Raw genomic sequence first — 21,268 nt, 5'->3', positions numbered from 1 at the left:
GCAGAACGTCGGGAGATCGGTAGCTCGAGCTACCGATCTCCTGACGTTCTGCCGACCGGCCTCGCGGAGATCCTCCGCGCCAGCGGTTAGGGTCGCGTTCATGGACGAACCCGCACCTGACCTGCTCCCGCTCGGCCCCGCGCCCCGGCCCGCCGACGGCGCCGACCTGGCCGCCCGCATCCGCACGGCGCTCGCGGACGAGCTCGGCGGCAGGGCCGCGGGGCTCGACCAGGCGTCGGTCACGGCGGTGCTCGACGGCGCCGACGTCGCCTCGGTGGACCTCGACCTGTCGGGCGTCGTCGTGAGCGTGGACGGCGCGGCGGGACAGGCCGGGCCGGCGGGTGGGGCCGGGCCGGCGGGGCCGGGCTCGCGCGAGAAGGCGGACGCCACCAAGCGCTGGAACCCTGAGATCGTCCGCCGTGAGCCGGCGACCCTGCGCCGCGTCCGCGTGGACGCCCACCCGCTCGTCGCGGTGGACCTGCCCGTCGACGTCACCGCCGAGCTCGAGGGCCTGCGGTTCGACTGGGTCGAGGGCTCCGACGGCCGCGTCGGCGTCCAGCCGGTGGAGCCCACCGAGGCGCACCCGGTCTCGGGCCACGCGCGGATCGCCGTCGACAAGGCCGGCCTGGTGGCGACGGCCCGCGGGCTGCTGACCGTCGTCCTGCTGCAGCAGGGTGTCACCCTGACCGGGCTCGACGTGGACCTCGTCTCGCGCGGCCCGCGGGCGGCGGCCCTCCGGGTCGACGCCGCGATCAAGAAGGGGATGTTCCTCTCCGCCCGGGTGCAGGCCACGGCGTCGGTCAGCGTCGACGACGACATGGTGCTCGCGGTCCGCGACGTCCAGCTCGCGAGCGGCAACCCGCTGGTGGCCGCGCTGCTCGGCACGGTCAAGGGCCGGGTCGAGGCCGCCACCAGCCGTGACCTCGACCTCGCCGAGCGGCTGCCGGACGGCGTCCGGCTTGCCGACGTGCGCCTGGAGGTCGGCCGCGAGCTCGTGGTCAGCGCCCGGCTGGCATGACGCCGTCATGAACACCACCACAGGCACGCGCGGCGGCTACGCGAAGGGCCGCGCGACGCAGCAGGAGATCATCCGGACGGCGATCCTGGTGTTCGCCGACGTCGGCTACCACGGCGCCTCGCTGCGGGACATCGCCGCCCGCGTCGGCATCTCGCACCCCGGGCTGCTGCACCACTTCCCGAACAAGGCGGCCCTGCTGGAAGCGGTGCTCGAGTATCGCGACGCGGTCGACGAGGAGTCCTTCGAGGAGGACCTCGCCCGCGGCACGGAGTACTTCGACGCCCTGCTCAACCTCGTCGAGCGCAACCGGCTGCGCCGTCCGCTCGTGGAGCTGTTCGCGGGGCTGTCGACGGAGGCGACGTCGCCGGACCACCCGGCGCACGACTTCTTCCAGCGCCGGTACACGCGCGTGGTGCGCGAGCAGTCGGAGCGGCTGCGGGAGCGGGCCGCGCGGGGTGGGCTGGCGCCCGGCGTCGACCCGGAGCAGGCGGCGCGCACCGTGGTGGCCCTCATGGACGGGCTGCAGGTGCAGTGGCTCCTGTCCCTGGATCGCCCGGGCGCCACCCGCGTAGACATGGCCGGAGACCTGAAGGCGTACCTGAACCTCATCCTCCGCTGAGGTCGCCCGGTCTCGACAGGCTCGACCACCGGCGGTCGAGCCTGTCGAGACCCGGACAGGCGCTCTACTTCGGCGACCTCACGGGGTCAGGCGTTGGCGTCTGACAGGATTTGCTTCAGGTCGGCGCGGGTGAGGCCGGCCAGGCCGAAGTCGGCGACCACGGCGAGCGGCATGTCGCCGATCATGCTCAGCATGTCGTCGGCGACGGCGCCCCCGTGCACCAGCGCGTCGATCCGCGGCCCGACGGCGGGGTGGTCGATGGCCTCGGCCACGGTGGACAGCTCCGCCAGCGGGAGGCGGACGTCGTCGCCGTCGACCACCACGGTGGCCGAACCGCGCAGGTCGCGCGACGAGGCGCCGACCGACACCACGAACTCGCCGCCCTCCACGACCCAGCGGCGCAGCACGGGGTGCCAGTAGGACAGGTCGCGGGCCGTGAGGTCGAACGTGAGCTCGCGCGCCTCGCCGGGCGCGAGCTCCACCTTCGCGAAGGCCTTGAGCTCCCGTTCAGGGCGGAATACCTGCGCCGCCGGGTCGCCGACGTACACCTGCACGACCTCCGCGCCCGCCCGCTCGCCGGTGTTGGTGACGGTCACCCGCACGCGGACGGCGGGCACGTCGTCGGCCCCCGCGGCCGACCCGAGCACCTCGGCGGCGACGCCCTCGTACGCGAACGTCGTGTACGACAGGCCGTGCCCGAACGGGTAGGCGACGCCGGCCTGCCGCGCGTCGTACCAGCGGTAGCCCACCAGGACGCCCTCGCCGTACCGGACGTGCCCCAGCTCGCCCGGGAAGTTCCCGTAGGAGGGGTTGTCGGCCAGGCGCAGGGGCAGCGTCTCGGCCAAGCGCCCTGCCGGGTTCACCGCGCCGAGCAGCACGTCGACGACGCCGGAGCCGCCCGCCTGCCCGCCGAGCCAGCCCTCGACCACGGCCGGCGCGAGGTGCTGCCACGGCTCCACCGAGACGGCCGAGCCGTTCGCCAGCACGACCACGACCCGCTGGCTGACGGCCGCGACGGCCTCCAGCAGCGCCACCTGCCCGGCCGGGAGGTCCATGTGCTCCCGGTCGAAGCCCTCCGACTCGTAGGAGGCCGGCAGCCCGAGGAAGACCAGCACCGTCCCCGCGGCGCGTGCCACCTCGACGGCCTCGGCGCGGAGGGCCGCCTCGTCGGTGCCGGAGCCGAGATCGGCGCCGTCGACCGTGTACCCGGCGGCGAACGGCACGTCCGCGCCCGTCGCGGCGCGCAGCGCCGTCAGCGCGTCGTCGAGCCGCGTGGGGTTGACCTGCGAGGAGCCCGCGCCCTGGTACCGCGGCGTGCGGGCGAGCTCGCCGACGACGGCGACGCCGTCGCCCGACGCGAGCGGCAGCAGCGGCTCGGCTGCCCGGTGGTCGAGCTTGTCGAGACTTGGCGAGGTCTCGACAAGCTCGACCAGCGAGGCCTCGACCACCGGGGCGTTCTTCAGCAGCACCGTGCCCGCGGCCGCGGCCTCCCGCGCGAGGGCGTGGTGGGCATCGACGTCGTAGGCCCCCGGGGCGTCCAGCGCCGGCAGGGAGCGCGCCACCAGGTGCAGCACGCGCCGCGCGGCGACGTCCACGACCGCCTCGTCCAGGCGCCCGTCGCGGACGGCGGCGACCACCTCGGCGTCGGTCCGGCCGCCCGAGGCGGGCATCTCCAGGTCGAGCCCGGCGGCGACGGCGGCGACCCGGTCGCGCACCGCGCCCCAGTCGGACATGACGAGGCCTTCGAAGCCCCACTCGTCGCGCAGCACCTCGGTCAGCAGCCAGTGGTTCTGCGACGCGTAGACGTCGTTGATCTTGTTGTACGAGCACATCACGGTCCACGGCTGCGCCCGCTTGACGACGCGCTCGAACCCGGCGAGGTAGATCTCGCGCAGGGTGCGCTCATCGACGTCGGCCGAGACGCGCATGCGGTCGGCCTCCTGGTTGTTGGCCGCGAAGTGCTTCAGCGACGTGCCCACGCCCTGGGACTGGACGCCGGCCACGAGGGCGGCGCCGAGCTCGCCAGCGATCACCGGGTCCTCCGACAGGTACTCGAAGTTGCGCCCGTTCAGCGGCGACCGCTTGATGTTGATCCCCGGGCCGAGCAGGACGGCGACGTCGTTGGCGCGGGTCTCGCGGCCCAGCGCCTCGCCGACCCGGCGCACCAGCGCGGGGTCCCACGTCGAGCCGAGCGTGACCGCGGTGGGGAAGCAGGTGGCGGGCACCGAGTGGCCGAGGCCCAGATGGTCGGGGGAGTCGGCCTGCTTGCGCAGCCCGTGCGGGCCGTCCGTGACCATGACGCCCGGCACCGCGACGGCGGACTCTGCGGCGCCGTCCCGGACCACCGGCTGCGTCGTCCAGAAGTCCAGGCCCGACAGCAGCGACGCCTTCTCCTCGAGCGTGAGCCCGGCCAGCACGCGTTCGACGTCGAACAGTTGGCCCCGGGCGGTGGACTCCTCGACGGACTCCTCGATGGACATGCTGCGCTCCTTTGCTCTCGCGAATCTTGCGCTACAAACCTACCAGGTGGTAATAATTGAAAAAACTACCACCCGGTAGGTCGGCGGTGCAGGGGCCGCCGGCGGTCACCAGCGAGCGGGGCAAGGTCGCCCCGGAGGGAGCCACCCATGGCATCCATCGATTCGAGCCCGACGGCGGTCGCAGCGCCGCGCCAGGCCGGGGGAACGGGCCTCGTCGTCGCGTACGTCGTGGCCTTCTTCGCGCTCTACGTGGCGCTCCTGACCCCGGTCATGAGCACGCTGGCGCTGCGGGTCAGCGCCCTGTCGACCCCGGAGGCCCGAGCCGGGGACCTCGCGCTGGTGACCGGCGTCGGCGCGTTCTTCGCGTTCGTGGCGAACCCGCTGGCGGGCGCGCTGTCCGACCGCACGACCTCCCGCCTCGGGATGCGGCGTCCCTGGCTGCTGTGGGGCGTGCTGCTCGGCTCGGGGGGCATCGCGATCATCGCGTTCGCGCCGAACATCGCCGTCGTCGTGGTGGGCTGGGCCGTCGCGCAGACGGCGTTCAACGGCACCCAGGCCGCGCTCCAGGCGCTCCTGCCCGACCAGGTCGAGGAGGCGCTCCGGGCCCGCGTCTCCGGCTGGCTCGGCATCGCGCAGAACCTCGCGCCGCTGGCCGGCATCGGCATCGCGGCCTGGCTCACCGCACAGGGTACCGGCCCCGTGTGGCTGTTCCTGCTGCCGACGGTCCTCGCGATCGCGGGCGTGCTCGCCCTCGTCGCCGTTCTGCGGGACCGGCGCCTCGACCCGGCCGACGTCGACCGGTTCCACCTGGGCCGGTTCCTCGCGGGGTTCTGGGTCTCGCCGCGCAAGCACCCCGACTTCGGCTGGGCCTTCGCCGGCCGGTTCCTGCTGCTGTTCGGCTTCGCGCTGTACAACAGCTACTAGGTGTACTTCCTGCAGGACCGGTTCGGCATGGACGAGCCGACGGCACTCGGCTGGCAGCTGCGCCTCATGGTGCTGCAGGCCGCGGTGCTGCTCCTGGCGGGCTCGGCGGGCGGCGCGCTGTCGGACCGCACCGGGCGGCGCAAGGTGTTCGTCATCGTCTCGACCGTGCTTGCGGGCGCCGGCCTGCTCGTGTTCGCCTTCGCGGGCGCGCCCGCCCACCTGTACCTCGGGGCCGCGCTGTTCGGGGCCGGCCTGGGCGCGTACTTCGCCGTCGACCTGGCGCTCGTGACCGACGTGCTGCCCAACCGGGAGACCGAGGCCGCGAAGAACATGGGCGTGTTCAACATCGCCAACGCCCTGCCGCAGTCGCTCGCGCCGGCCTTGGCCCCGGCGCTGCTGGCGGTCGGCTCCGGCGGGAACTACACGGCGCTGTTCGTGGTGGGCGCGGTGGTCGCCGTCGTCGGCGCCGTGAGCACCATGTTCATCAAGGGGGCGCGGTGAGGTACCGCGACCCCGCGCTGCCCGTCGCCTGAACCCATCCCTGGCGCCCGCTGACCCTCGACCTGACCTTGAACGTTGGCCAAGTCTCAACCTCAACTCGAACCTCAACTCGGGAGCTGTCAGACCGTCCCGCACGTGTCAGACGCTCAGGTCACGCGGGTGACCTGAGCGTCTGACACGTGCGCGCGCGTCTGACAACTGCGCGCCAGGGTGTGCTGGGGGCGTCAGTACGGGTAGTTCACGTACGTGCGGTCCAGGGGCTCCGGGATGCGGAAGTAGTTTGCCGCGAGGCCCGCAGGGTCGGTGGCCAGGGCTCCGCGGGCGGGGGCGTCGTCGCCGTCGTCCCAGCCCCAGGGGGCGTTCGCCGAGTTCTGCGAGCACGAGATCCCGCCGTCGCCGCAGCTTCCCGAGCCGTCGCCCGCGAACGTGCCGTGGCTCGCGAACAGCTGGGTGTTGGCGCGCTGCGCCCAGAGCCCGCCGGACGCCTGCACGTCCACCAGGCGGTAGGAGACGTCGCGGTCGTCCGGGTGCTCGGGCACCTCGGCGCGGCCGGCCGGGTAGTAGACGACACCGTCGCCCACGATGTCGTAGCCGCCGCGCGCCTTGAGCCCGTGGCCCTTGGCCTCCTGCGCGGTGACGGGGTGGGCCAGGCCGTCGCTCAGGCTGGTCGCCGTCGGCAGGGTGCCGTCGATGTTCTCGGCGCCGGCGCCCCACGTGCTGCCCGACGGCGTGTACGAGAAGAAGTTCGTGTGCGCCACGGTGACGGCGGCGCGCAGGACGCCGTACGCGGAGCCGTCCTTCTGCACGGCCACCATGACCCCCTCGGCGTCGTTCTCGTGCTCCGTGTCGAAGATCGAGTCCGACCAGTCGCGCGGGTGGAAGAACATGTAGGTGACGAACCAGTGGCTGCTGGTCTCCAGCACCGAGTAGTAGGCGGTGGCCGCGAGCGGGTGGCTGCCCGTGTTGTCCCAGTTGTTGCGGGCGTCGAGGTCGCCGTCGAAGTCGTACGCGGCGATGTAGTCCGAGCGGCCGCCTAGGGCATTGGTGCCGGTCTGGTCCACGTCCTGGTAGTGGATGGGTGCCCAGCGCTGGGCGACGTCGGCGTTGCTCACGGCGGACGGCGTCACCGCCGTCGTCGGCCCCGCGATCGCGGAGCCCGCCGCCGCGATGCCCAGGGCGACCACCGCCGCCGTCGTGCCCACTGCCGTCTTCAGCGTTCGTGCAGGTCCAGGCATGTTTTCCTCATCCCGGTCGGTCCAGCGGGTAGCGATCTTCCGGGCAAGACTTCACCCGGGGCATTGCCGTCCGGCAAAGACCGTATGGCATGCGGGTGACGATTTGTCCGTTTGGTAGGACGCTCGATAGCGTCCTCAGCCTCAGGGGTGAAGGCGACACGTCCTTCACCGCACAGCGGGAGGACACAGCGGTGGGCACTGGCATGGGAGCTGGCTGGGGAATTGTCGCCGAGGTGTCCGCGCCGGACACGCCGCCCACGGTCCTGAGCGCGCGGAACGTCGTGCTGCGGGAGCGGTTCGCCGAGGAGGAGGTCGGCCGCTTCGCGGTGGAGCTCGGCTGGTCCCGGCAGTGGGAGACGGCGGCCGATCCCGAGGAGGGGATCTGCTACGCGGTCGGCTGGGGAGCCGGCACGCTGTCGGTCGAGTACTGCGAGGACGATGTCTCGCGGCACAGCTACCTGTGCTTCGCCGGGGACGACGCCGCAGCGGTCGATGGGGTCACCGAGCTCGCGGAGGCGCGCCTCGGGGCGTGGCGTGTGGAGGACCTGCTCACCGCCGTCGACACGGCGACGGAGCCGGTCGAGCTGGGACGCGCCGTCATCCGGGCGGGCCTCGGGGCGCCGCGCGAGCTCGACGACCGCTTCTTCGCCGTCATCGACGACGCGCTCCAGCACCCCGACGCGCGCGTCCGGGAGGCCGGCGTGTGGGCGATCTCCTACGTGCCGCACCCGAAGTACCGGCGCCGGCTCGAGGCGCTCCGCGACCACGACCCGGAGCACGAGGTGTGGAGCACGGCGGAGATACTCCTCGAGGCATTCGACGCCGAGGGGGTCACCGGGGAGGGCGCGCGATGAGCGCGGGCGGCATGCGCGGTCCGGACGGTGCCTACACGTCGCGCCGCATGGTCCTGCGTGGCTGGGGCAGCGCCGACGAGGTCATGACGTTCGCCGCCGAGGGCGGCTTCGAGCTGATCAAGGACGAGGCCGACGACGCCGCCGACGGGATCGTCCGGGAGGTGATCTGGCAGGTCACCGCCGGGATCGTCCTGCAGTACGCCGTGGACGGGCGGGCCGGGTGCTCGGTGTTCGTCCTGGCCGGTGCCCCGGCCGACGACGTGCAGGGCATCGCCGAGTCGATCGAGCAGGGGCTGCACCCCTGGACGCTCAAGGAGCTGCTCGCGGCCGTGGACAAGGCCAAGGGCGCCGAGGAGACCTGCGCCGCGGTCCTGCGGGCCGGGATCGGCGCCCCGTTCGGGTTCGACAGGCGTTTCTACAAGCGGCTGCGCAAGGCCGTCCGGAGCGACGACGCCGCCGTCCGCCGCGCCGGGGTCTGGGCGACGTCGTACTCCCGCTGGGCGGAGCTCCGCCCCGATCTGGAGGCCGTCGCGAGCGCGGACCCCGACCCCGAGCTGCGCAGGGACGCCGAGGTCATCCTCGACCACTACTCGCGCTGAGGCGCGCTCCGGCTGAGCTCCCGGTCGGGGACTCGCCGGATTTGCGTTACAGCGCGCCGGACATGCGATACGTTCCGACGACGTAGCGTGCGCTCCTGGCGCGTCGAGAACCGGGGAACCATGACAGTAACGACGACCACTCTGTCTGAACGCCTGGCCGAGCTGGACGGCCTGACCCCGCTCACCGAGACCACCAGGAGCCCCGATCCCGCCGCGGTGTACGAGCGGCTGCGGGCCCGGTGGGGCAACGTCGCCCCCGTGGTGCTGGAGAACGACGTGCGGGCCTGGCTCGTGCTGGGGCACCGGGAGCTGGCCACGGTGCTGCGCAACGAGGCCCTGTACTCGCGCGACTCCCGCAGCTGGAGCCTGGTCGCGGACGGCACGGTGGACCCGGGCAGCGGCGTCGGCGCGATCCTCGCCCCGCGGGACAGCGTCTACTACGTCGACGGCGCGCGGCACCGGCACCTGCGCCGCCTCGTCGACGACGCGTTCGAGGGGTTCGACGAGCACCGCCTCGCCGTGACCGTCCGGCAGTGGTGCGAGACCACGCTGGACCGGGTGGCGGCCAGGGGCGAGGCCGACCTGGTCGGCGAGTACGCGTGGGCCGTCCCGCTGCTGGCGATGTCCACGATGTTCGGGCTCGACCCTCAGGAGTCGCGGGCCATGCTCGAGCACACGCGCAAGATCTTCCGGGCCAGGGGCGCGGAGGGCGCCGAGGCGCTCATCGCACAGAAGACCCTCATCGTGGACCTGGTCGCCCGGCGTCGTGAGCGGCCGGCGGACGACATGACGTCGGCGATCCTGCGCCACCCGAGCCGGCCCACCGACGAGGACGTGCAGAGCGCGGTCTCGACGATGCTCGTCCTGGGCAGCGAGTTCGAGGTCGCGTGGATCACGCAGTCGCTGCGGATGCGGCTGACGGACCCGCGGTTCGACGGGCGGTCGGGAGGCCTGCTGTCGGCGTCGGACACGCTGGAGGCCGTGCTCGGCTCGATCCCGCCGGCGAGCAACACCGCGCCGCGCTTCGCGCTGGCGGACACGGTGCTCGGCGGCCGCAAGATCGAGGCCGGCGACGCCCTCGTGCCGGGCATCCTCGGCGCCAGCGCGGAGTCCCGCGCGGCGCAGGACGACATCTGGCTCGAGCCCGGCAACCTGTCCTACCTCACCTGGGGCGCGGGCCCGCACGCCTGCCCGCTGCGCCGCCCCGCCCGGGTGATCGCGCAGGTCGCGGTCGAGGTGGCGCTCCGGCGCCTCGGCGGGGTGACGCTCACGGTTCCGTCCGAGTCGCTGTCCGCCACGGGGACGCTCTGGTCGTCCATGCCGTGGCAGCTCCCCGTGCGGTTCGAGGTGCCGGTTCAGGGCACCTAGGCAGAGGCCGATGCCGGTGCGCCGAGCTGCGCGCCGAGCAGGTCGTCCGCCAGCGCCGCGGCCTGTCGCCGTAGGTCCGGCACGGACGTGCACTCCCACTCCAGCCCGCGGCGGGCCAGGCCCATGGCGCGCAGCCGCGGGTGGGCGACGCCGGCGGCGTCGACCAGGGCGGCCTCGGGCGTGAGGTCGAGCCCGGTGCCCAGCCCGTGGGGGCGGATCAGGCCGCGCGCGAGGAGGGCGTCCACCACGGGATTCCAGCCCGGGGACGTGAGGGGCGGCAGCCCGGTGGCGCCGACGACGAGGTCGAACGCGCCGGTGTCCCACTGTGCTCCGCCGCGCACCTCCGCGACCGTGCCCACGGTCAGCACGCCGGCGGCGATGAGCTCGTCGATGTGCGTGCGCATCGCGTGCGACATGCGGTGCCGCACGTTCTCCCAGGAGCGCGAGTGCTCGCGCTGGAACGTCGCCCGCTCCTCCTGGGTCAGCCGCGCCCAGGCCGGGTTGACCTGCGGGCGGACGGCGTCGATCACGGCGCGCCAGTCGCGGCGAGCCGCGCGTTCGGCGTCTGCGCGGTTGCGGACGACGTCGAGGGCACCGGCCAGTGTGAGCTCGCCGTCCAGCTCCACCTCGACGGCGGGCGGCAGCAGGTCGGCCGCGTGCGCGGCGGGCAGGACGCCGCCGCGCGAGACGGCGGTGAACCGCGCGCCCGGGAGCAGCGGGTGGAGGTGCGCGACGACGTCGAGCGTGGTCAGGCCCGTGCCCACGACCAGGACCCGGCGGGCGCCCGCGGCCCGGGCGTCGAGGTCCGGCGACCACGGGTCGGCGACGTAGCGCTCGCCCCACGGCTCGTACTCGGGCAGCGGGACGGGCGGCGGCATGCCGAGCGCGAGGACCGCGGCGTCGGCACGCAGCGTGCCGCCGTCGGCCAGGGTGAGCACGACGCCGGGACCGTCGCCGCCGTCCGCCGCGGCAGCCCCGTCGGCCCCGCCCGCCAGGTCCTCGGCGTCGACCACCGTCCCGCGCACGTGCCGCACGCTGCTCCCGTCAGGCGCCGGGACGGACGGGAGCAGCTCGGTGAGGTACCGCCCGAAGTCGGCGCGCTGCAGGAACGTGCCCGGCTCCGCGGGGACGCCCGCGGCGGCGCACCAGCGCAGCAGGTGCTCGGGGTCGTCGTCGAAGGCGCTGAGCCGGGCGACGACGGCGTTGAGCGTGTGCCGGGGGTCCGTGGTCCGATAGGGCAGGCCGCGGCCGGGCGTCTCGGCCGGGTCGACGAGCAGCACGCTCACGGGCCGGGACGCCGAGGCGGCGCGCAGCAGGTGGGCCGAGACGATGACGCCGGCGGCGCCACCCCCGATGACGGCGATGGTCCGCGGCATGGCCCAGTCCTGCATACCCAGGGTGCTCCGTTCGACGGGTCCGGTCCGCCGTCCCGGCGGCGCCCGGATCCGGTGCCCGGGCAAAACCCGAGCATAACGGTAGGCATTACCTGCCGGTCCGGATTCGCCCCGGCACATAGGACATGAGGTACATTCCGCCTAAACGACGCGGAGCGCGCAAAGCCGCGCCCAGAACCCGGGGAGCCATGACAGTCACGACGACCACCCAGTCGGAGCGCCTGATCGACCTGGAGGACCTGACACCGCTCATCGAGACCACCACCAGTGCCGAGCCCGCGCGCGTGTACGAGCGCCTGCGGACCCAGTGGGGCAACGTGGCGCCGGTGCTCCTCGAGCCCGGCGTACCGGCCTGGCTGGTGCTGGGGCACCGGGAGCTGGTCACGGTGCTGCGGAACGAGGCCCTGTTCGCGCGCGACTCGCGCAACTGGAGCCTGCTGCAGGACGGCACGGTCGGGCCGGACAGCGGCGTCGGCGGGGTCCTCGCCCCGCGCGACGGCATCTACTACGTGGACGGCGTGCGGCACCGCCACCTGCGGCGCCTCGTCGACGACGCCTTCGAGAGCATCGACGAGCACCGCCTCGCCGCCATCACCGAGCACTGGTGCCGCATCGCGCTGGACCGCGTGCTCGCCAAGGGCAGGGCGGACCTCGTGAACGAGTACGCGCGGGCCGTGCCCCTGCTCGTGATGTCCACGATGTTCGGGCTGGACTCCGAGCAGGCGTACGCCATGCTGAGCCACGCGCGGCGGGTGTTCCAGGCCAGGGGAGCAGCGGGCCGCGAGGCGCTCAACGCGCAGCGCAGCCTCATCGCGGACCTGATCGCGAGCCGCCGCGCGGCGCCGTCGGACGACCTGACCTCGGCGATCCTGCGCCACCCGAGCGCGCCCACCGACGTGGACGTGCAGAGCGCCGTCTCGGCCACGCTCATCCTGGGCAGCGAGTTCGAGGTCGGGTGGATCACGCAGGCGCTGCGCCTGCGGCTCGCCGACCCCCGGTTCGACGGCCGGACGGGCGGCCGGCTGTCGGCGTCGGACACCCTGGCGGCCGTGCTCGGCTCGGCGCCGCCCGCGCCCAACGCGGCGCCCCGCTTCGCCCTGGCCGACACGACACTCGGCGGCCGCAAGATCCTGGCCGGCGACGCCGTGGTGCCCGGCATCCTGGGCGCGAGCGCGGAGTCGCGCGCCTCCGGGGACGACATCTGGCTCGAGTCCGGCAACCTCTCCTACCTCACCTGGGGCGCCGGCCCGCACGCCTGCCCCGCGCGCCGGCCCGCGACCGTGATCGCGCAGATCGTGGTCGGGGAGGCGCTGCGGCGGCTCGGCGGCGTCACGCTGACGGTGCCGCCGGAGTCGCTGTCCGCTACGGGGACCCTGTGGTCGTCGGTGCCGCGGGAGCTCCCGGTGCGGTTCGAGGAGCATCGCCCGGCGCGGTGACGCCGGGGGCCGTGAACGCCAGGATCTCGGGCACCACCACGCCCCACGCCATGCGCGGCGGGTACTGGTGCCCGACGCCCGGCAGCAGCACGAGCCGCGCGCCCCGGATCGCGGCGGCCAGCGCCCTGCCGTGCTCAGGCGGGAACAGCGGGTCGTCCTCGCCGTGCAGGACCAGGGTGGGCACCGCGACGTCGGCGAGCGTGCCGCGTACCGGCGTGCTCTCCACCAGGAGGTGGTTCGACGCCGCGGCCGGGTCCACGGACCGCCGGACCACGCGGCGCGCCGTCGCGAGGGTGTCCGCCTCGTCGTAGCCCGGCCCGGCGTACAGCCGGTCCGCCTCGGCGAGCGACCGCACGACGGCGTCCGGGTCGCCCCAGTCGGGGTCCGGCGCCGGATCGCGGAAATCCGCCAGGATCTCGGGGGCTGGTCCGGGCAGGGGCGGGCGCTCAGCGCCGCCGTCGGTCCCGCCCTCGGAACCGCCCCGGGTGAGCGGGCTCGTCGACATCAGCGTCAGCGACGCGACCCGGCCGGGATGCTCGATCGCCACCCGCTGCGCGATCCCGCCGCCCATCGAGACGCCCACGAGGTGCGCCCGATCGATCCCCAGGGCGTCGAGCACCCGCACCGGGTCCAGCGCGAGGTCGTCCCCGGTGTACGACGGCGCCCCGGGCGGGTCGGTCGTGGACCGCCCGGTATCGCGGTGGTCGTAGCGGATGACGAACCTGCCGCCGTCCGCGCTCGGGCTGTCGCCGGCGCCGCCGTCCGCCAGCGCGCGGCAGAAGCCGTCCTGCCACCAGTCCATCGGGCCGGAGATCCCGCCGATCAGGAGGACCGCGGGGTCGGCCGGGTCGCCGAAGGTCTCGGCGCACAGCCGTGCGCCCGGAACGTCGAGAAGTCTCTCGGTCATGCCGTTCCGACGCCCCGGCCGCCCCAAATTCATCGCTGAGTGCGGGCTATTTGTTGTCCACGGGCGGTCTGGACCGCAAATAGCCCGCACTCAACGGACGCGGGGGTTGTCAGACGGCGAGGATCAGGGCTGCCGTGGCCAGCAGCCCCGCCGCGCCCGCGCCGATCCAGGCGTACAGGACGTGCTGCCCGGTGCGTTCGCGGGCGGCGTCGAACTCGGCCCGCAGGGCGCCGAACTCCTGGTGGGCCGCCTCGATCTCGGCGCGGGCGCCCTGGAGCTGCGCGTCGGCCCGGGCCGCCGTCGTCTGGGCGGTGGCCGCCTCGGAGCGTGCGGTCGCCGCCTCGGCGCTCGCCGCCTCGGCCTCGGCATGGGCTGCCGCCGCCTCGGTCCGGGCCGCCGCGGCCTCCGCGCCCGCGTGGTCGGCCGTCGCCAGGGCCGCGGAGACGAGCGCGGCGCCGTCGTCGCCCCGCTGCTGTGCCTGCCCCAGCTGGCCGGGTCCGTGCTGGCCGTGCCCCTGCGGGTGGTCCTGCCGGACTGCCTCGATCTGCGGCGCCTGCCCCGCCGGGTAGACCACCTGGGTCGTGTGCTCGTAGGCGTCGCGCGTGCGGACCTGGCTCTCGGCGCGGGAGAGCTGGTTCTGGACCTCGGCCTTGAGGTCGGACAGGAAGGGCTTGAGGCCCCGTCCCCTGCGCTCCTTGGCGGAGGCGTGCCGGGGGACCCCGCCGGGCTGGGTCGCGTCGAGAGCGGTCGGGTCGTGTTCGGTCGCCATGGGTGAGAAAGGTACACGGCGCCCTGGTCGCACCGGCCGCGGCCGGGACCCGGCGGATAGGGTTCCCGGGTGCAGCTCACCCGCCCCGACCTCGCCCGCATCCTGGAGCGTTCGCGCGCCGAGCGCCCGACGGCGGACCCCGGCTGGCTGGCCGCCCCGCCGCCCCGGGCCCGGGTGCTGCGGGAGCGGGTGACGCTCGGCCCGGGCGCCTCGCTCGCCGCCACCGCGGACGCCCTGTTCGGCTGGCGCATCCACCGCGGCGCGGGGCTCGTCATCGAGCCGAGCGGGCCCGCCGACGTCGGGGTCACGGTGGTCCAGGCGGTCCAGGCCGGCCCGCTGTGGTTCGCCGCCCCGTGCCGAGTGGTCGACGTCGTCCGCGGGCCCGACGAGGCCGGCTTCACCTACGCGACGCTGCCGCACCACCCGGAGACGGGCGTGGAGTCGTTCCGGGTGCGGCGGGAGGACGACGGGCTGGTCTTCGAGATCCACGCCGTGGCCCGGCACGACTTCTGGGGCTCGCGGATCCTGCCGCGGATCGCCCACCGGGTCCAGGACCGCGTGACGCGCGGCTACCTGGAGACCGCCCGGGGCTGAGCCGACGGCGTCGCACCTGTCAGACGCGCGGGCACGTGTCAGACGCTCAGGTCAGCCGAGTGACCTCAGCGCCTGACACGTGCGGGGGGTCTGACAGGTCAGCGGGGGAGCTCCGCCAGGAAGTCCGTGATGAGCGCCGTCACCTCTTCCGGGCGCTCCAGGTTCGGCAGGTGGCCGGCCCAGCCGAGCTGGGTGTGTTTGGCGCCGGGGATGCGCCCGGCCAGGTGGTTCGCCACCGCGCGGAAGTGGTCCAGGTCCTGGCCGCCCGAGACGATCAGGGTGCGAGCGGTGATCGCGCCGAGGTCGATCGCCGGGCCCGCCTGCTGGTGGATGTCGTCCCCGGCGCCGAGCTGGATCTGGAAGGCCTGGCGCTGCATGGTGCGCACGAGCTCGCGGGCGTCGTCGTCGGCGTCGGGCCCGAGCCAGGTGGCGACGTTGAGCTCGGTGGCGCCCGCGACGTCGCCGGCCTCCAGCAGGGCGTCCTCGCGGCGGGCGAACCGCTGCAGGGAGCGCGTGGCCGGCAGCGCGAAGGCCGAGTTCAGCAGCACGAGGTCGGAGACCAGGTCGGGCCACGCGGACGCGACCTGGAGCGCGACGTTCCCGCCCGACGACGCCCCGACGATCGCCACGCGGCGCTCGCCCAGGGAGTCCAGCAGTGCCTTCACGTCGCTCGCGTTGTCGAACGGCTCGCTGGTGAGCGGCGTGTCGCCGTAGCCACGCAGGTCGCACCGGATCACCCGGTGCCCCCGGGCCAGCGCGGCCTGCTGCGGCCCCCACATCCGGGAGTCGGCGACGCCGGCGTGCAGGAGGAGGGCGGCGGGGCCGGAGCCCGTGCTGTCGTGGCTGAGGAGCATGCGCCGACGGTAACGGCGGCGGCCCGGCAATGACCAGCGCATAGAGGTGGACTCCCGTGAGGGCGACGGATACACTCGAACACATGTACGAATCATCGGAAGGTCAGGCGCCCGCCGCGCCGGCGGCGCAGTCACCGGTCGACGCGGCGTTCGTCGTGCTGCTCGACGAGCTGTTCACCGGCCCCCGGGTCACGTACGCACCGGTCAGGGAGTCGCCCACCTACTACGGGGGACACCGCTACCGGCGGCCCGCGCACCGGCGCTTCGTGCTCCGCGCCGGTGCCGACCTCGACGATCCCCGCTGACAGTCAGAACCGTCACACGACGAAGCCGACGACGGCGGCCACCAGGGCCAGCGCGATCCCGACCCAGGCGAACGTGGTGGCGGTAGCTGCCTTCTTGGTGGCGGCGTCGGCGGTCTCCCGGGCCGTGGTCGCCGACGACGTCGCGGAGTCGGCCGCGGCCTGAGCCGCGGTCGCCGCGGCGCGTGCCGCGGCGAGGTCGGTGCGCAGTGTGTCCGCGGACGAGGCCAGCTCGTCGATCCGCGCCTGGAGCCGGGCCGACTCCTCGCGGGCCGTGGCCGCCGCCCGCTCGACCGACGCGGCGACGTCGGCCGCCGTCTTCGCCTGCGCCTCCTGGACCGACTGCTCGACCGCCTGTGCCTGCGCCTTCTCCTGGGCGGCGATCTCCTTGGTGACGAGCTCGCGCAGCTCGGTGCCCTGCTCCTTGAGGGCGACCGTCAGCTCGGCGCGGACCTCCTCGGATGTCAGCGGCTTGTCGGGCTTGGCGAGGTAGGCGTCCGCCCAGGTGCGCCGCGACCGGCTCTTGCCGCCCTTCGCGGCGCTGTCGACGACCGCCTCCTTCTCCTCGTCGGTCAGGCGGTCGAGCGCCTCGGCCGCGGCCTTGACCGCCGGCGGGGTCTCGACGGGGAGCTTGGTGCCCTTCGGCGCCGTCCCCTGCGATGCTCCCTGGGATGTCATCGGAGTCTTGGCCCCCTCGGGCGGTGCGGCGGCTGCCACGGCTGCGGCGTAGTCGGCGTCCTCGCTGTCGCTCGACGCGGACTCGGGAATCTTGATGGGCTTGGTCAACAGGGCCCGGAGGCGGTCCATCCGCTCGGTCTTCTCGCCGCCCTCGCTTCCAGGCGCGTCGCTGTCACTGCTCATGGGGGGAACGTACCGCTCTGCCCGTTCTAGGTCGACTACCTCGGCGGAGTGGCGCTTCTCCCGTGCGGATACTTCACCTCGTTTGGACCGTGGTGGACGGGAATGGCCTTCCGAGGCCACCTGAAACCCCACTGGTGCCCCACAGGCCCTTGCCGCGGGCTCGCGTACATGCTCGCCGCTCAGGCCATACCAGCCTCCGACATCACGCCCGCAGGGATCATGCATTTTGGTGTGACCCTGCAAGAGGCGAGCACCGCCCGCGACAAGCACGAACGCAAGCTTGCAGGCTCCCTGATCTGGCAGGTGCTGGCCGACGCCGGGCGGTTCCCTGAGGACACCCCCGTGACGATGCGGCTCGCCACCGTGGGCGGTCGCAAGACCGCGACCGAGCTCGTCGACACCAGTTCATCGGTCGTCAGGGTCTTCCAGGTCGTCCTTCGCGAACTCCGTCGGTGCTCTCGCGGTGACCGCTACGGGCCGCTCGATCCTGCTCAGCCCGCACCGTGCGCTTGACCCTGCCGTAACGGCATGGTTTGGAGTAGTGCTCGGCCGTCGGAGACCGGCGGCCCTGTGCATCACTTCATGGAGCATCAACATGCGACTCTTCCGACACGCCCTCCAGACCATCAAGGCCAATCGCCGCGCGTATCTCGCTCTGAGCGCGGTCCTGTACGGCTCGGTCCTCGCCGGCTTCGGGACGGGCCTGCTCTTCCCCAGCCTGACCGCCGCGCAGACGGAGTCTTTCGAGAGTGGCGGCCAGGCCGACCTGGTGCGGTCACTGCTGGAGAACCCCTGGCTGTTCGCCCTCGTGATCCTGGCCAACAACGCACTGCGGTTCGCCCTGCTCAACCTCGTCCTGCCGTCGATGATCGTGCCGTTCGTGGGGATCGCCTGGGGCGTCTACACCCTGTTCCCAGTCGGCCTGATGCTCGCACCGGTCGACCGGGACGGCTGGCTGGTGCTCATCCCGCACTCGCTCACCGTGGTCATGGAGATCCAGGCCTACGTGCTGCTTGCGCTCGGCGTCTACCTCCTGGGTAGGGCGTGGATCTGGCCGCGGACCGTCGGTGCCGAGAACCGTCGGCAGGCCTACGCACACGGGCTGCGTCAGCTCGGCGTCCTGAGCCTGCCGGCGCTCGCGCTGCTCGTGGCCTTCGCGCTCTACGAGTCGTTCTCGGTCGTCTACCTGGTGCCCTTGCTCACCGACGGCTGAGCGATGGGCCGAGCCGTTCCAGGTCCTGGTTGACCGTGTTCCAACGGCATAGTTTTCACTGGTTCTCAACGGAAGGGCGGTGAGAACAATGGCCTGGAGCACACGTGAGCTTGCGGACCTCGCCGGTACGACGATCAGGGCTGTGCGCCACTATCACGCGCTACGGCTGCTCGATGAACCGCGTCGCACGGCGAACGGCTACAAGCAGTACGAGACGGCGCACCTCGTCCGGCTGCTGCAGATCAAGAGGCTGAGCGATCTTGGGATTCCGCTCTCACAGATCGCCACGATGGATCGGGCCGATCAGGTGCCGGACGACGCGATCCGGCTGATCCACGCGGAACTCGCAGCGACGATCGAACGGCTGCAGCGCGTTCGGGCGGAGCTCGCGGTCATCCTGTGTCACCGCGCGCCGGTAGATGTTCCCCGTGGGTTTGAGTCGGTCGCCCGGAGTCTCTCGGACAACGACCGCGCAATGCTCCTCATCTATGGCCGGGTCCTCGACGAGAACGCGATGGGCGAGATCCGTGAGCTGCTGAGCCGGCGAGATCCCCTCAACGACGAGTTCGACGCACTCCCCGTGGACGCCGACGAAGCGGTGATACAAGACCTTGCCGAACGAACGGCGGTTCCGCTCGCCGCGGCACGGGCCGCCTTTCCGGTGGTGAACGACGCCGTCCGGTTCTCCACGCACAGCGCCGAGCGCACGGCCAGCACCCTCTCGCAGGCACTGGGCGATCTGTACCACCCCGCTCAGCTTGAAGTGCTGCGTCGAGCAGCCGTGATCGTTACGACCGACGGAGGCGAAGAGTGACGCTCATTCTGAAACGAGCTCTAAGGGCGCGCCGACGATATCCACGGCCCTAGCAGCCTTCACCGGGCCTGCGGCTACTGGTCGACGGATGCTGCGTACGAGTGATTGCTGGCGACTCTCGCTCCCCGTGGACGTCCGGGTAGCAGGAGCCATGCTTCTGCTCTACGGCATCCCACTCCACCGGATCATCGAACTCACCCGTGCTCACCTGGCGGAGAACGCTGACACCGGACGCATCACGGGGTTCTCCGTGTCCCTGGGCAGAGCGGCGCCGCCAGGAGTCCATCTGGACACCGAGGACAGCGGCGTCAGGCTATCTCCAGTCATCGGCCTAGCTACGTCGTAGTCGCCGATCGCGACCCGTAGACCCGATGGCCGGCACCCGCGGGGCCGCACGGAGCGGCGCGAAACTCAGACTCCCGCGGCTTCTTGTCGTCTGCGCCCCGAACTCAGAAGGCCGCCGGGTGCGGTGAGCTAGCCGACCGCTTCTATCAAGCGATCCTCGCTCGCGTCGGGAACACGAGCGGGGCCGCCGCCGATGTTGCCGACGGCCAGTGCCTGGACATGGTCCAGGAGAGCCGAGGCGGGGATCGCGTCCGTGACCTTGCCTCCTGCTTGCCCTTTCGCTCGCAGCCGTCTTGGCGAGCTACGACAGCTCCCGATGCTCCGAAGTTCCTGATTGACAACGCGTTTTCGAAAGCGTAGTTTCGAAAACACGTTTTCGATACTTGCCTGGCCGCGATCTCCCGGGCGATCGACGACGCCGGGCTAAGGAGTTCATCAGTGAGCAAGCAGACGCCGACACCAACGTCGGCAGCGAGGTCGGCGCGGCGTAAGCGGCTGACCGCCGAGCGGGAACGCGAGATCCTGGACGCGACGTTCGACCTGGTCGCCGAGGTCGGCTACGACCACGCCACGGTCGACGAGGTCGCGCGGCGCACCCGGTCCAGCACTGCCACGCTGTACCGGCAGTGGGACAACAAACCCACCCTGGTGATCACCGCGCTCCGCACGCGCAAGTACCCGCCGCTACCCCCGATCGACACCGGTGACCTGCGCGGCGACTTGGTCGCACTGGCCCGGCACCTGCCCCCACCCCACCCTGCAGGCGCCCCCACGCTGGGGATCTGGCAGGCGGTGATGTCCGACCCAGCACTGGCCCGGGCCCTGCGGGACGTCCTGCTCGCCCCCTATCTCCAGGCGCTGCGCGCGATCTTGGAGCGGCACGTCGAGCGTGGGGCCATCCGGTCGGACAACCCGGCGCTGGAGCATGCCGAGATGTTCCTGCTCGGCAGCTTCTACATCGAGAAGCTCCTCAACGGTGAGGAAGCCACCGCGGAGCAGTTGATCGCCGTGATGGACGCGCTGCTGCTACCCGCTCTCACCGCCGACACGGCACGTTGAAAGGCACATATCGATGACCAGCGGTTCCATAGACAACGCCGTCGGCGATTCCGTCGACACCGTCCTCGTCACCGGAGGCTCCGGGTTCCTGGGCGGTCGCATCATCGCCCAGGCCCTGGCCGAGGGCTACCGCGTGCGCACCACAGTGCGCTCTCCGGATCGCGAATCCCAGGTCCGCCAGAACCTCGAGGCCATGGGCGTGGCCGCGGACGACGCCCTCACCTTCGTCACGGCCGACCTCACCAGCGACGCGGGCTGGACCGACGCCGTGGCCGGCTGCCGGTATGTCCTGCACACGGCCTCCCCGTTCCCTGCCGGGGAGCCCGCGCACGAGGACGAGTTGATCGTGCCCGCCCGGGAAGGCACGCTGCGGGTGCTGCGCGCGGCGCGTGACGCCCGGGTGCAGCGGGTGGTCGTCACGTCCTCGTTCGCCGCGATCGGCTACGGCCACCCCCAGACGGATCGCGTGTTCACCGAAGAGGACTGGACGGACACGACCGGGCTGATCGCTCCGTACATCAAGTCCAAGGCCGTGGCCGAACGCGCGGCGTGGGAGTTCGTGGAGCAAGAGGGCAACGGCCTGGAACTGGCCGTGGTCAACCCGGTCGGCATCTTCGGCCCGGTCGTCGGCACCGATCTCTCCTCCTCGATCGGCATGATCAGCCAACTGTTCACCGCCGCCATGCCCGGCACACCTCGGCTGTACTTCGCGGTGGTCGACGTCCGGGACGTCGCCGAACTGCACCTGCGCGCGATGACTAGCCCCAAAGCCGTGGGGCAGCGGTTCATCGCCGCCGCGGCTGACGCCGTGTCCCTGCACGAGGTCGCCCTGGCCATCCGCGACCGGCTCGGCGACGCGGCGAACGCAGTGCCCGCCACCGAGCTGCCGGACGACGTGGTCCGTGCCGCGGCCGAGAACACTCCGGCGTTGCAAGGCATCGTGCCCAGCCTCGGCGTGATCCGCCACGTCTCCAACGAGAAGGCCCGCACGGTGCTCGGGTGGCAACCGCGTTCAGCCGCGGAAACCGTCGTCGCGACCGCGGAAAGCCTGCTGGCCCTCGGTCTGCTCCCAACCCAGCAAGCGCAGTCGCGGCAGTCGGCCGCGACCGGTTCGTGACGTGA

General features: G+C 72.8%; 22 protein-coding genes. 15 read left to right on the top strand and 7 right to left on the bottom strand.

The genetic code is table 11. The features are described from left to right. The first annotated feature begins 100 nt into the window (after positions 1-100). Positions 101-1,018 (top strand): hypothetical protein, encoded by a 918-nt coding sequence (locus tag ACFT2C_RS12160; protein WP_377207315.1) that lies wholly within the window; start codon positions 101-103, stop codon positions 1,016-1,018. A gap of 7 nt (positions 1,019-1,025) precedes the next feature. After that, positions 1,026-1,637: a TetR/AcrR family transcriptional regulator gene (locus ACFT2C_RS12155; protein WP_377207314.1), complete on the top strand. Its 612-nt coding sequence runs from the start codon at positions 1,026-1,028 to the stop codon at positions 1,635-1,637. Positions 1,638-1,723: 86 nt separating this feature from the next. Here ACFT2C_RS12155 and ACFT2C_RS12150 read toward each other — a convergent pair whose 3' ends face one another. Further along, complete coding sequence (locus tag ACFT2C_RS12150; RefSeq protein WP_377207313.1) at positions 1,724-4,117, bottom strand: glycoside hydrolase family 3 C-terminal domain-containing protein; 2,394 nt, start codon at positions 4,115-4,117, stop codon at positions 1,724-1,726. Between the two features lie 147 nt (positions 4,118-4,264). Between ACFT2C_RS12150 and ACFT2C_RS12145 the strand changes: the two genes are divergently transcribed. Both ACFT2C_RS12145 and ACFT2C_RS12140 read left to right on the top strand, forming a co-directional pair. Next, the gene (locus ACFT2C_RS12145) at positions 4,265-5,041 is read left to right on the top strand and encodes an MFS transporter (protein ID WP_377207312.1); all 777 of its coding nucleotides are present in this window, start codon (positions 4,265-4,267) and stop codon (positions 5,039-5,041) included. Further along, entirely contained in the window at positions 5,042-5,542 is a 501-nt protein-coding gene (locus ACFT2C_RS12140) for an MFS transporter (RefSeq protein ID WP_377207311.1), read from the top strand. Between the two features lie 224 nt (positions 5,543-5,766). On the opposite strand, the gene ACFT2C_RS12135 is transcribed toward ACFT2C_RS12140, so the two are convergent. Continuing rightward, complete coding sequence (locus ACFT2C_RS12135) at positions 5,767-6,777, bottom strand: hypothetical protein (protein ID WP_377207310.1); 1,011 nt, start codon at positions 6,775-6,777, stop codon at positions 5,767-5,769. 191 nt (positions 6,778-6,968) lie between these two features. On the opposite strand from ACFT2C_RS12135, the gene ACFT2C_RS12130 reads away from it, so the two are divergent. From ACFT2C_RS12130 to ACFT2C_RS12120, 3 genes are all read left to right on the top strand, one after another. Beyond that, on the top strand, positions 6,969-7,631 hold the full coding sequence (locus ACFT2C_RS12130; protein WP_377207309.1) for a hypothetical protein: 663 nt from the start codon (positions 6,969-6,971) through the stop codon (positions 7,629-7,631). Beyond that, the gene (locus tag ACFT2C_RS12125; protein WP_377207308.1) at positions 7,628-8,230 is read left to right on the top strand and encodes a hypothetical protein; all 603 of its coding nucleotides are present in this window, start codon (positions 7,628-7,630) and stop codon (positions 8,228-8,230) included. Before ACFT2C_RS12130 ends, ACFT2C_RS12125 begins: the two co-directional genes overlap by 4 nt. 120 nt (positions 8,231-8,350) lie before the next feature. Beyond that, on the top strand, positions 8,351-9,598 hold the full coding sequence (locus ACFT2C_RS12120; RefSeq protein WP_377207307.1) for a hypothetical protein: 1,248 nt from the start codon (positions 8,351-8,353) through the stop codon (positions 9,596-9,598). Here the strand turns inward: ACFT2C_RS12120 and ACFT2C_RS12115 are convergent. Next, positions 9,595-10,974: an FAD/NAD(P)-binding protein gene (locus tag ACFT2C_RS12115; protein ID WP_377207306.1), complete on the bottom strand. Its 1,380-nt coding sequence runs from the start codon at positions 10,972-10,974 to the stop codon at positions 9,595-9,597. The genes ACFT2C_RS12120 and ACFT2C_RS12115 overlap by 4 nt on opposite strands. A 206-nt stretch (positions 10,975-11,180) precedes the next feature. On the opposite strand from ACFT2C_RS12115, the gene ACFT2C_RS12110 reads away from it, so the two are divergent. Then, entirely contained in the window at positions 11,181-12,428 is a 1,248-nt protein-coding gene (locus tag ACFT2C_RS12110; RefSeq protein ID WP_377207305.1) for a hypothetical protein, read from the top strand. Here ACFT2C_RS12110 and ACFT2C_RS12105 read toward each other — a convergent pair. Together ACFT2C_RS12105 and ACFT2C_RS12100 are read right to left on the bottom strand one after the other, a co-directional pair. Continuing rightward, positions 12,355-13,335, bottom strand: coding sequence for an alpha/beta fold hydrolase (locus ACFT2C_RS12105; protein ID WP_377207304.1), 981 nt, complete (start codon positions 13,333-13,335; stop codon positions 12,355-12,357). The genes ACFT2C_RS12110 and ACFT2C_RS12105 overlap by 74 nt on opposite strands. Before the next feature lie 109 nt (positions 13,336-13,444). Continuing rightward, complete coding sequence (locus ACFT2C_RS12100) at positions 13,445-14,104, bottom strand: hypothetical protein (protein WP_377207303.1); 660 nt, start codon at positions 14,102-14,104, stop codon at positions 13,445-13,447. A gap of 69 nt (positions 14,105-14,173) precedes the next feature. On the opposite strand from ACFT2C_RS12100, the gene ACFT2C_RS12095 reads away from it, so the two are divergent. After that, positions 14,174-14,698: a DUF1990 family protein gene (locus tag ACFT2C_RS12095; RefSeq protein WP_377207302.1), complete on the top strand. Its 525-nt coding sequence runs from the start codon at positions 14,174-14,176 to the stop codon at positions 14,696-14,698. 98 nt (positions 14,699-14,796) lie between these two features. Here ACFT2C_RS12095 and ACFT2C_RS12090 read toward each other — a convergent pair whose 3' ends face one another. After that, entirely contained in the window at positions 14,797-15,552 is a 756-nt protein-coding gene (locus ACFT2C_RS12090) for an alpha/beta fold hydrolase (protein WP_377207301.1), read from the bottom strand. 83 nt (positions 15,553-15,635) lie between these two features. Here ACFT2C_RS12090 and ACFT2C_RS12085 point away from each other — a divergent pair, with 83 nt between their 5' ends. Beyond that, a complete protein-coding gene (locus tag ACFT2C_RS12085; protein ID WP_377207300.1) occupies positions 15,636-15,857 on the top strand; it encodes a hypothetical protein in 222 nt (73 codons plus the stop codon). Positions 15,858-15,869: 12 nt separating this feature from the next. Here the strand turns inward: ACFT2C_RS12085 and ACFT2C_RS12080 are convergent, their stop codons facing one another. Then, positions 15,870-16,715 (bottom strand): hypothetical protein, encoded by an 846-nt coding sequence (locus ACFT2C_RS12080; RefSeq protein ID WP_377207299.1) that lies wholly within the window; start codon positions 16,713-16,715, stop codon positions 15,870-15,872. A 168-nt stretch (positions 16,716-16,883) separates the two neighbouring features. Between ACFT2C_RS12080 and ACFT2C_RS12075 the strand changes: the two genes are divergently transcribed. The 5 genes from ACFT2C_RS12075 to ACFT2C_RS12055 all read left to right on the top strand — a co-directional run bounded on the left by ACFT2C_RS12075 (position 16,884) and on the right by ACFT2C_RS12055 (position 21,263). After that, positions 16,884-17,228 (top strand): hypothetical protein, encoded by a 345-nt coding sequence (locus ACFT2C_RS12075; RefSeq protein WP_377207298.1) that lies wholly within the window; start codon positions 16,884-16,886, stop codon positions 17,226-17,228. 82 nt (positions 17,229-17,310) lie between these two features. Beyond that, positions 17,311-17,928, top strand: coding sequence for a hypothetical protein (locus tag ACFT2C_RS12070; RefSeq protein ID WP_377207297.1), 618 nt, complete (start codon positions 17,311-17,313; stop codon positions 17,926-17,928). An 88-nt stretch (positions 17,929-18,016) separates the two neighbouring features. Next, the gene (locus ACFT2C_RS12065; protein WP_377207296.1) at positions 18,017-18,742 is read left to right on the top strand and encodes a MerR family transcriptional regulator; all 726 of its coding nucleotides are present in this window, start codon (positions 18,017-18,019) and stop codon (positions 18,740-18,742) included. A 783-nt stretch (positions 18,743-19,525) separates the two neighbouring features. Continuing rightward, positions 19,526-20,146 carry a TetR/AcrR family transcriptional regulator gene (locus tag ACFT2C_RS12060; protein ID WP_377207295.1) on the top strand — a complete coding sequence of 207 codons (621 nt, stop codon included), beginning with the start codon at positions 19,526-19,528 and terminating at the stop codon, positions 20,144-20,146. Positions 20,147-20,159: 13 nt separating this feature from the next. Next, positions 20,160-21,263 carry an SDR family oxidoreductase gene (locus ACFT2C_RS12055; protein ID WP_377207294.1) on the top strand — a complete coding sequence of 368 codons (1,104 nt, stop codon included), beginning with the start codon at positions 20,160-20,162 and terminating at the stop codon, positions 21,261-21,263. Positions 21,264-21,268: the final 5 nt, after the last annotated feature.

Origin of the sequence: Promicromonospora sp. NPDC057138, from assembly GCF_042670845.1 — a bacterium.
Taxonomy (GTDB): Bacteria; Actinomycetota; Actinomycetes; order Actinomycetales; family Cellulomonadaceae; genus Promicromonospora.
Note: the sequence above shows the minus strand (reverse complement) of the source record. Positions and strands in the feature narration are given on the sequence as shown.

Excerpts from the sequence above, each read along its gene's own strand:
- ACFT2C_RS12160 (WP_377207315.1), top strand. The coding sequence starts at position 101 with ATGGACGAACCCGCACCTGACCTGCTCCCGCTCGGCCCCGCGCCCCGG.
- ACFT2C_RS12105 (WP_377207304.1), bottom strand. The coding sequence starts at position 13,335 with ATGACCGAGAGACTTCTCGACGTTCCGGGCGCACGGCTGTGCGCCGAG.
- ACFT2C_RS12065 (WP_377207296.1), top strand. The coding sequence starts at position 18,017 with ATGGCCTGGAGCACACGTGAGCTTGCGGACCTCGCCGGTACGACGATC.
- ACFT2C_RS12135 (WP_377207310.1), bottom strand. The coding sequence starts at position 6,777 with ATGCCTGGACCTGCACGAACGCTGAAGACGGCAGTGGGCACGACGGCG.
- ACFT2C_RS12110 (WP_377207305.1), top strand. The coding sequence starts at position 11,181 with ATGACAGTCACGACGACCACCCAGTCGGAGCGCCTGATCGACCTGGAG.
- ACFT2C_RS12120 (WP_377207307.1), top strand. The coding sequence starts at position 8,351 with ATGACAGTAACGACGACCACTCTGTCTGAACGCCTGGCCGAGCTGGAC.
- ACFT2C_RS12080 (WP_377207299.1), bottom strand. The coding sequence starts at position 16,715 with ATGAGCAGTGACAGCGACGCGCCTGGAAGCGAGGGCGGCGAGAAGACC.
- ACFT2C_RS12075 (WP_377207298.1), top strand. The coding sequence starts at position 16,884 with ATGCTCGCCGCTCAGGCCATACCAGCCTCCGACATCACGCCCGCAGGG.
- ACFT2C_RS12155 (WP_377207314.1), top strand. The coding sequence starts at position 1,026 with ATGAACACCACCACAGGCACGCGCGGCGGCTACGCGAAGGGCCGCGCG.
- ACFT2C_RS12125 (WP_377207308.1), top strand. The coding sequence starts at position 7,628 with ATGAGCGCGGGCGGCATGCGCGGTCCGGACGGTGCCTACACGTCGCGC.
- ACFT2C_RS12150 (WP_377207313.1), bottom strand. The coding sequence starts at position 4,117 with ATGTCCATCGAGGAGTCCGTCGAGGAGTCCACCGCCCGGGGCCAACTG.
- ACFT2C_RS12055 (WP_377207294.1), top strand. The coding sequence starts at position 20,160 with ATGACCAGCGGTTCCATAGACAACGCCGTCGGCGATTCCGTCGACACC.
- ACFT2C_RS12145 (WP_377207312.1), top strand. The coding sequence starts at position 4,265 with ATGGCATCCATCGATTCGAGCCCGACGGCGGTCGCAGCGCCGCGCCAG.
- ACFT2C_RS12090 (WP_377207301.1), bottom strand. The coding sequence starts at position 15,552 with ATGCTCCTCAGCCACGACAGCACGGGCTCCGGCCCCGCCGCCCTCCTC.
- ACFT2C_RS12100 (WP_377207303.1), bottom strand. The coding sequence starts at position 14,104 with ATGGCGACCGAACACGACCCGACCGCTCTCGACGCGACCCAGCCCGGC.
- ACFT2C_RS12115 (WP_377207306.1), bottom strand. The coding sequence starts at position 10,974 with ATGCCGCGGACCATCGCCGTCATCGGGGGTGGCGCCGCCGGCGTCATC.
- ACFT2C_RS12070 (WP_377207297.1), top strand. The coding sequence starts at position 17,311 with ATGCGACTCTTCCGACACGCCCTCCAGACCATCAAGGCCAATCGCCGC.
- ACFT2C_RS12085 (WP_377207300.1), top strand. The coding sequence starts at position 15,636 with ATGTACGAATCATCGGAAGGTCAGGCGCCCGCCGCGCCGGCGGCGCAG.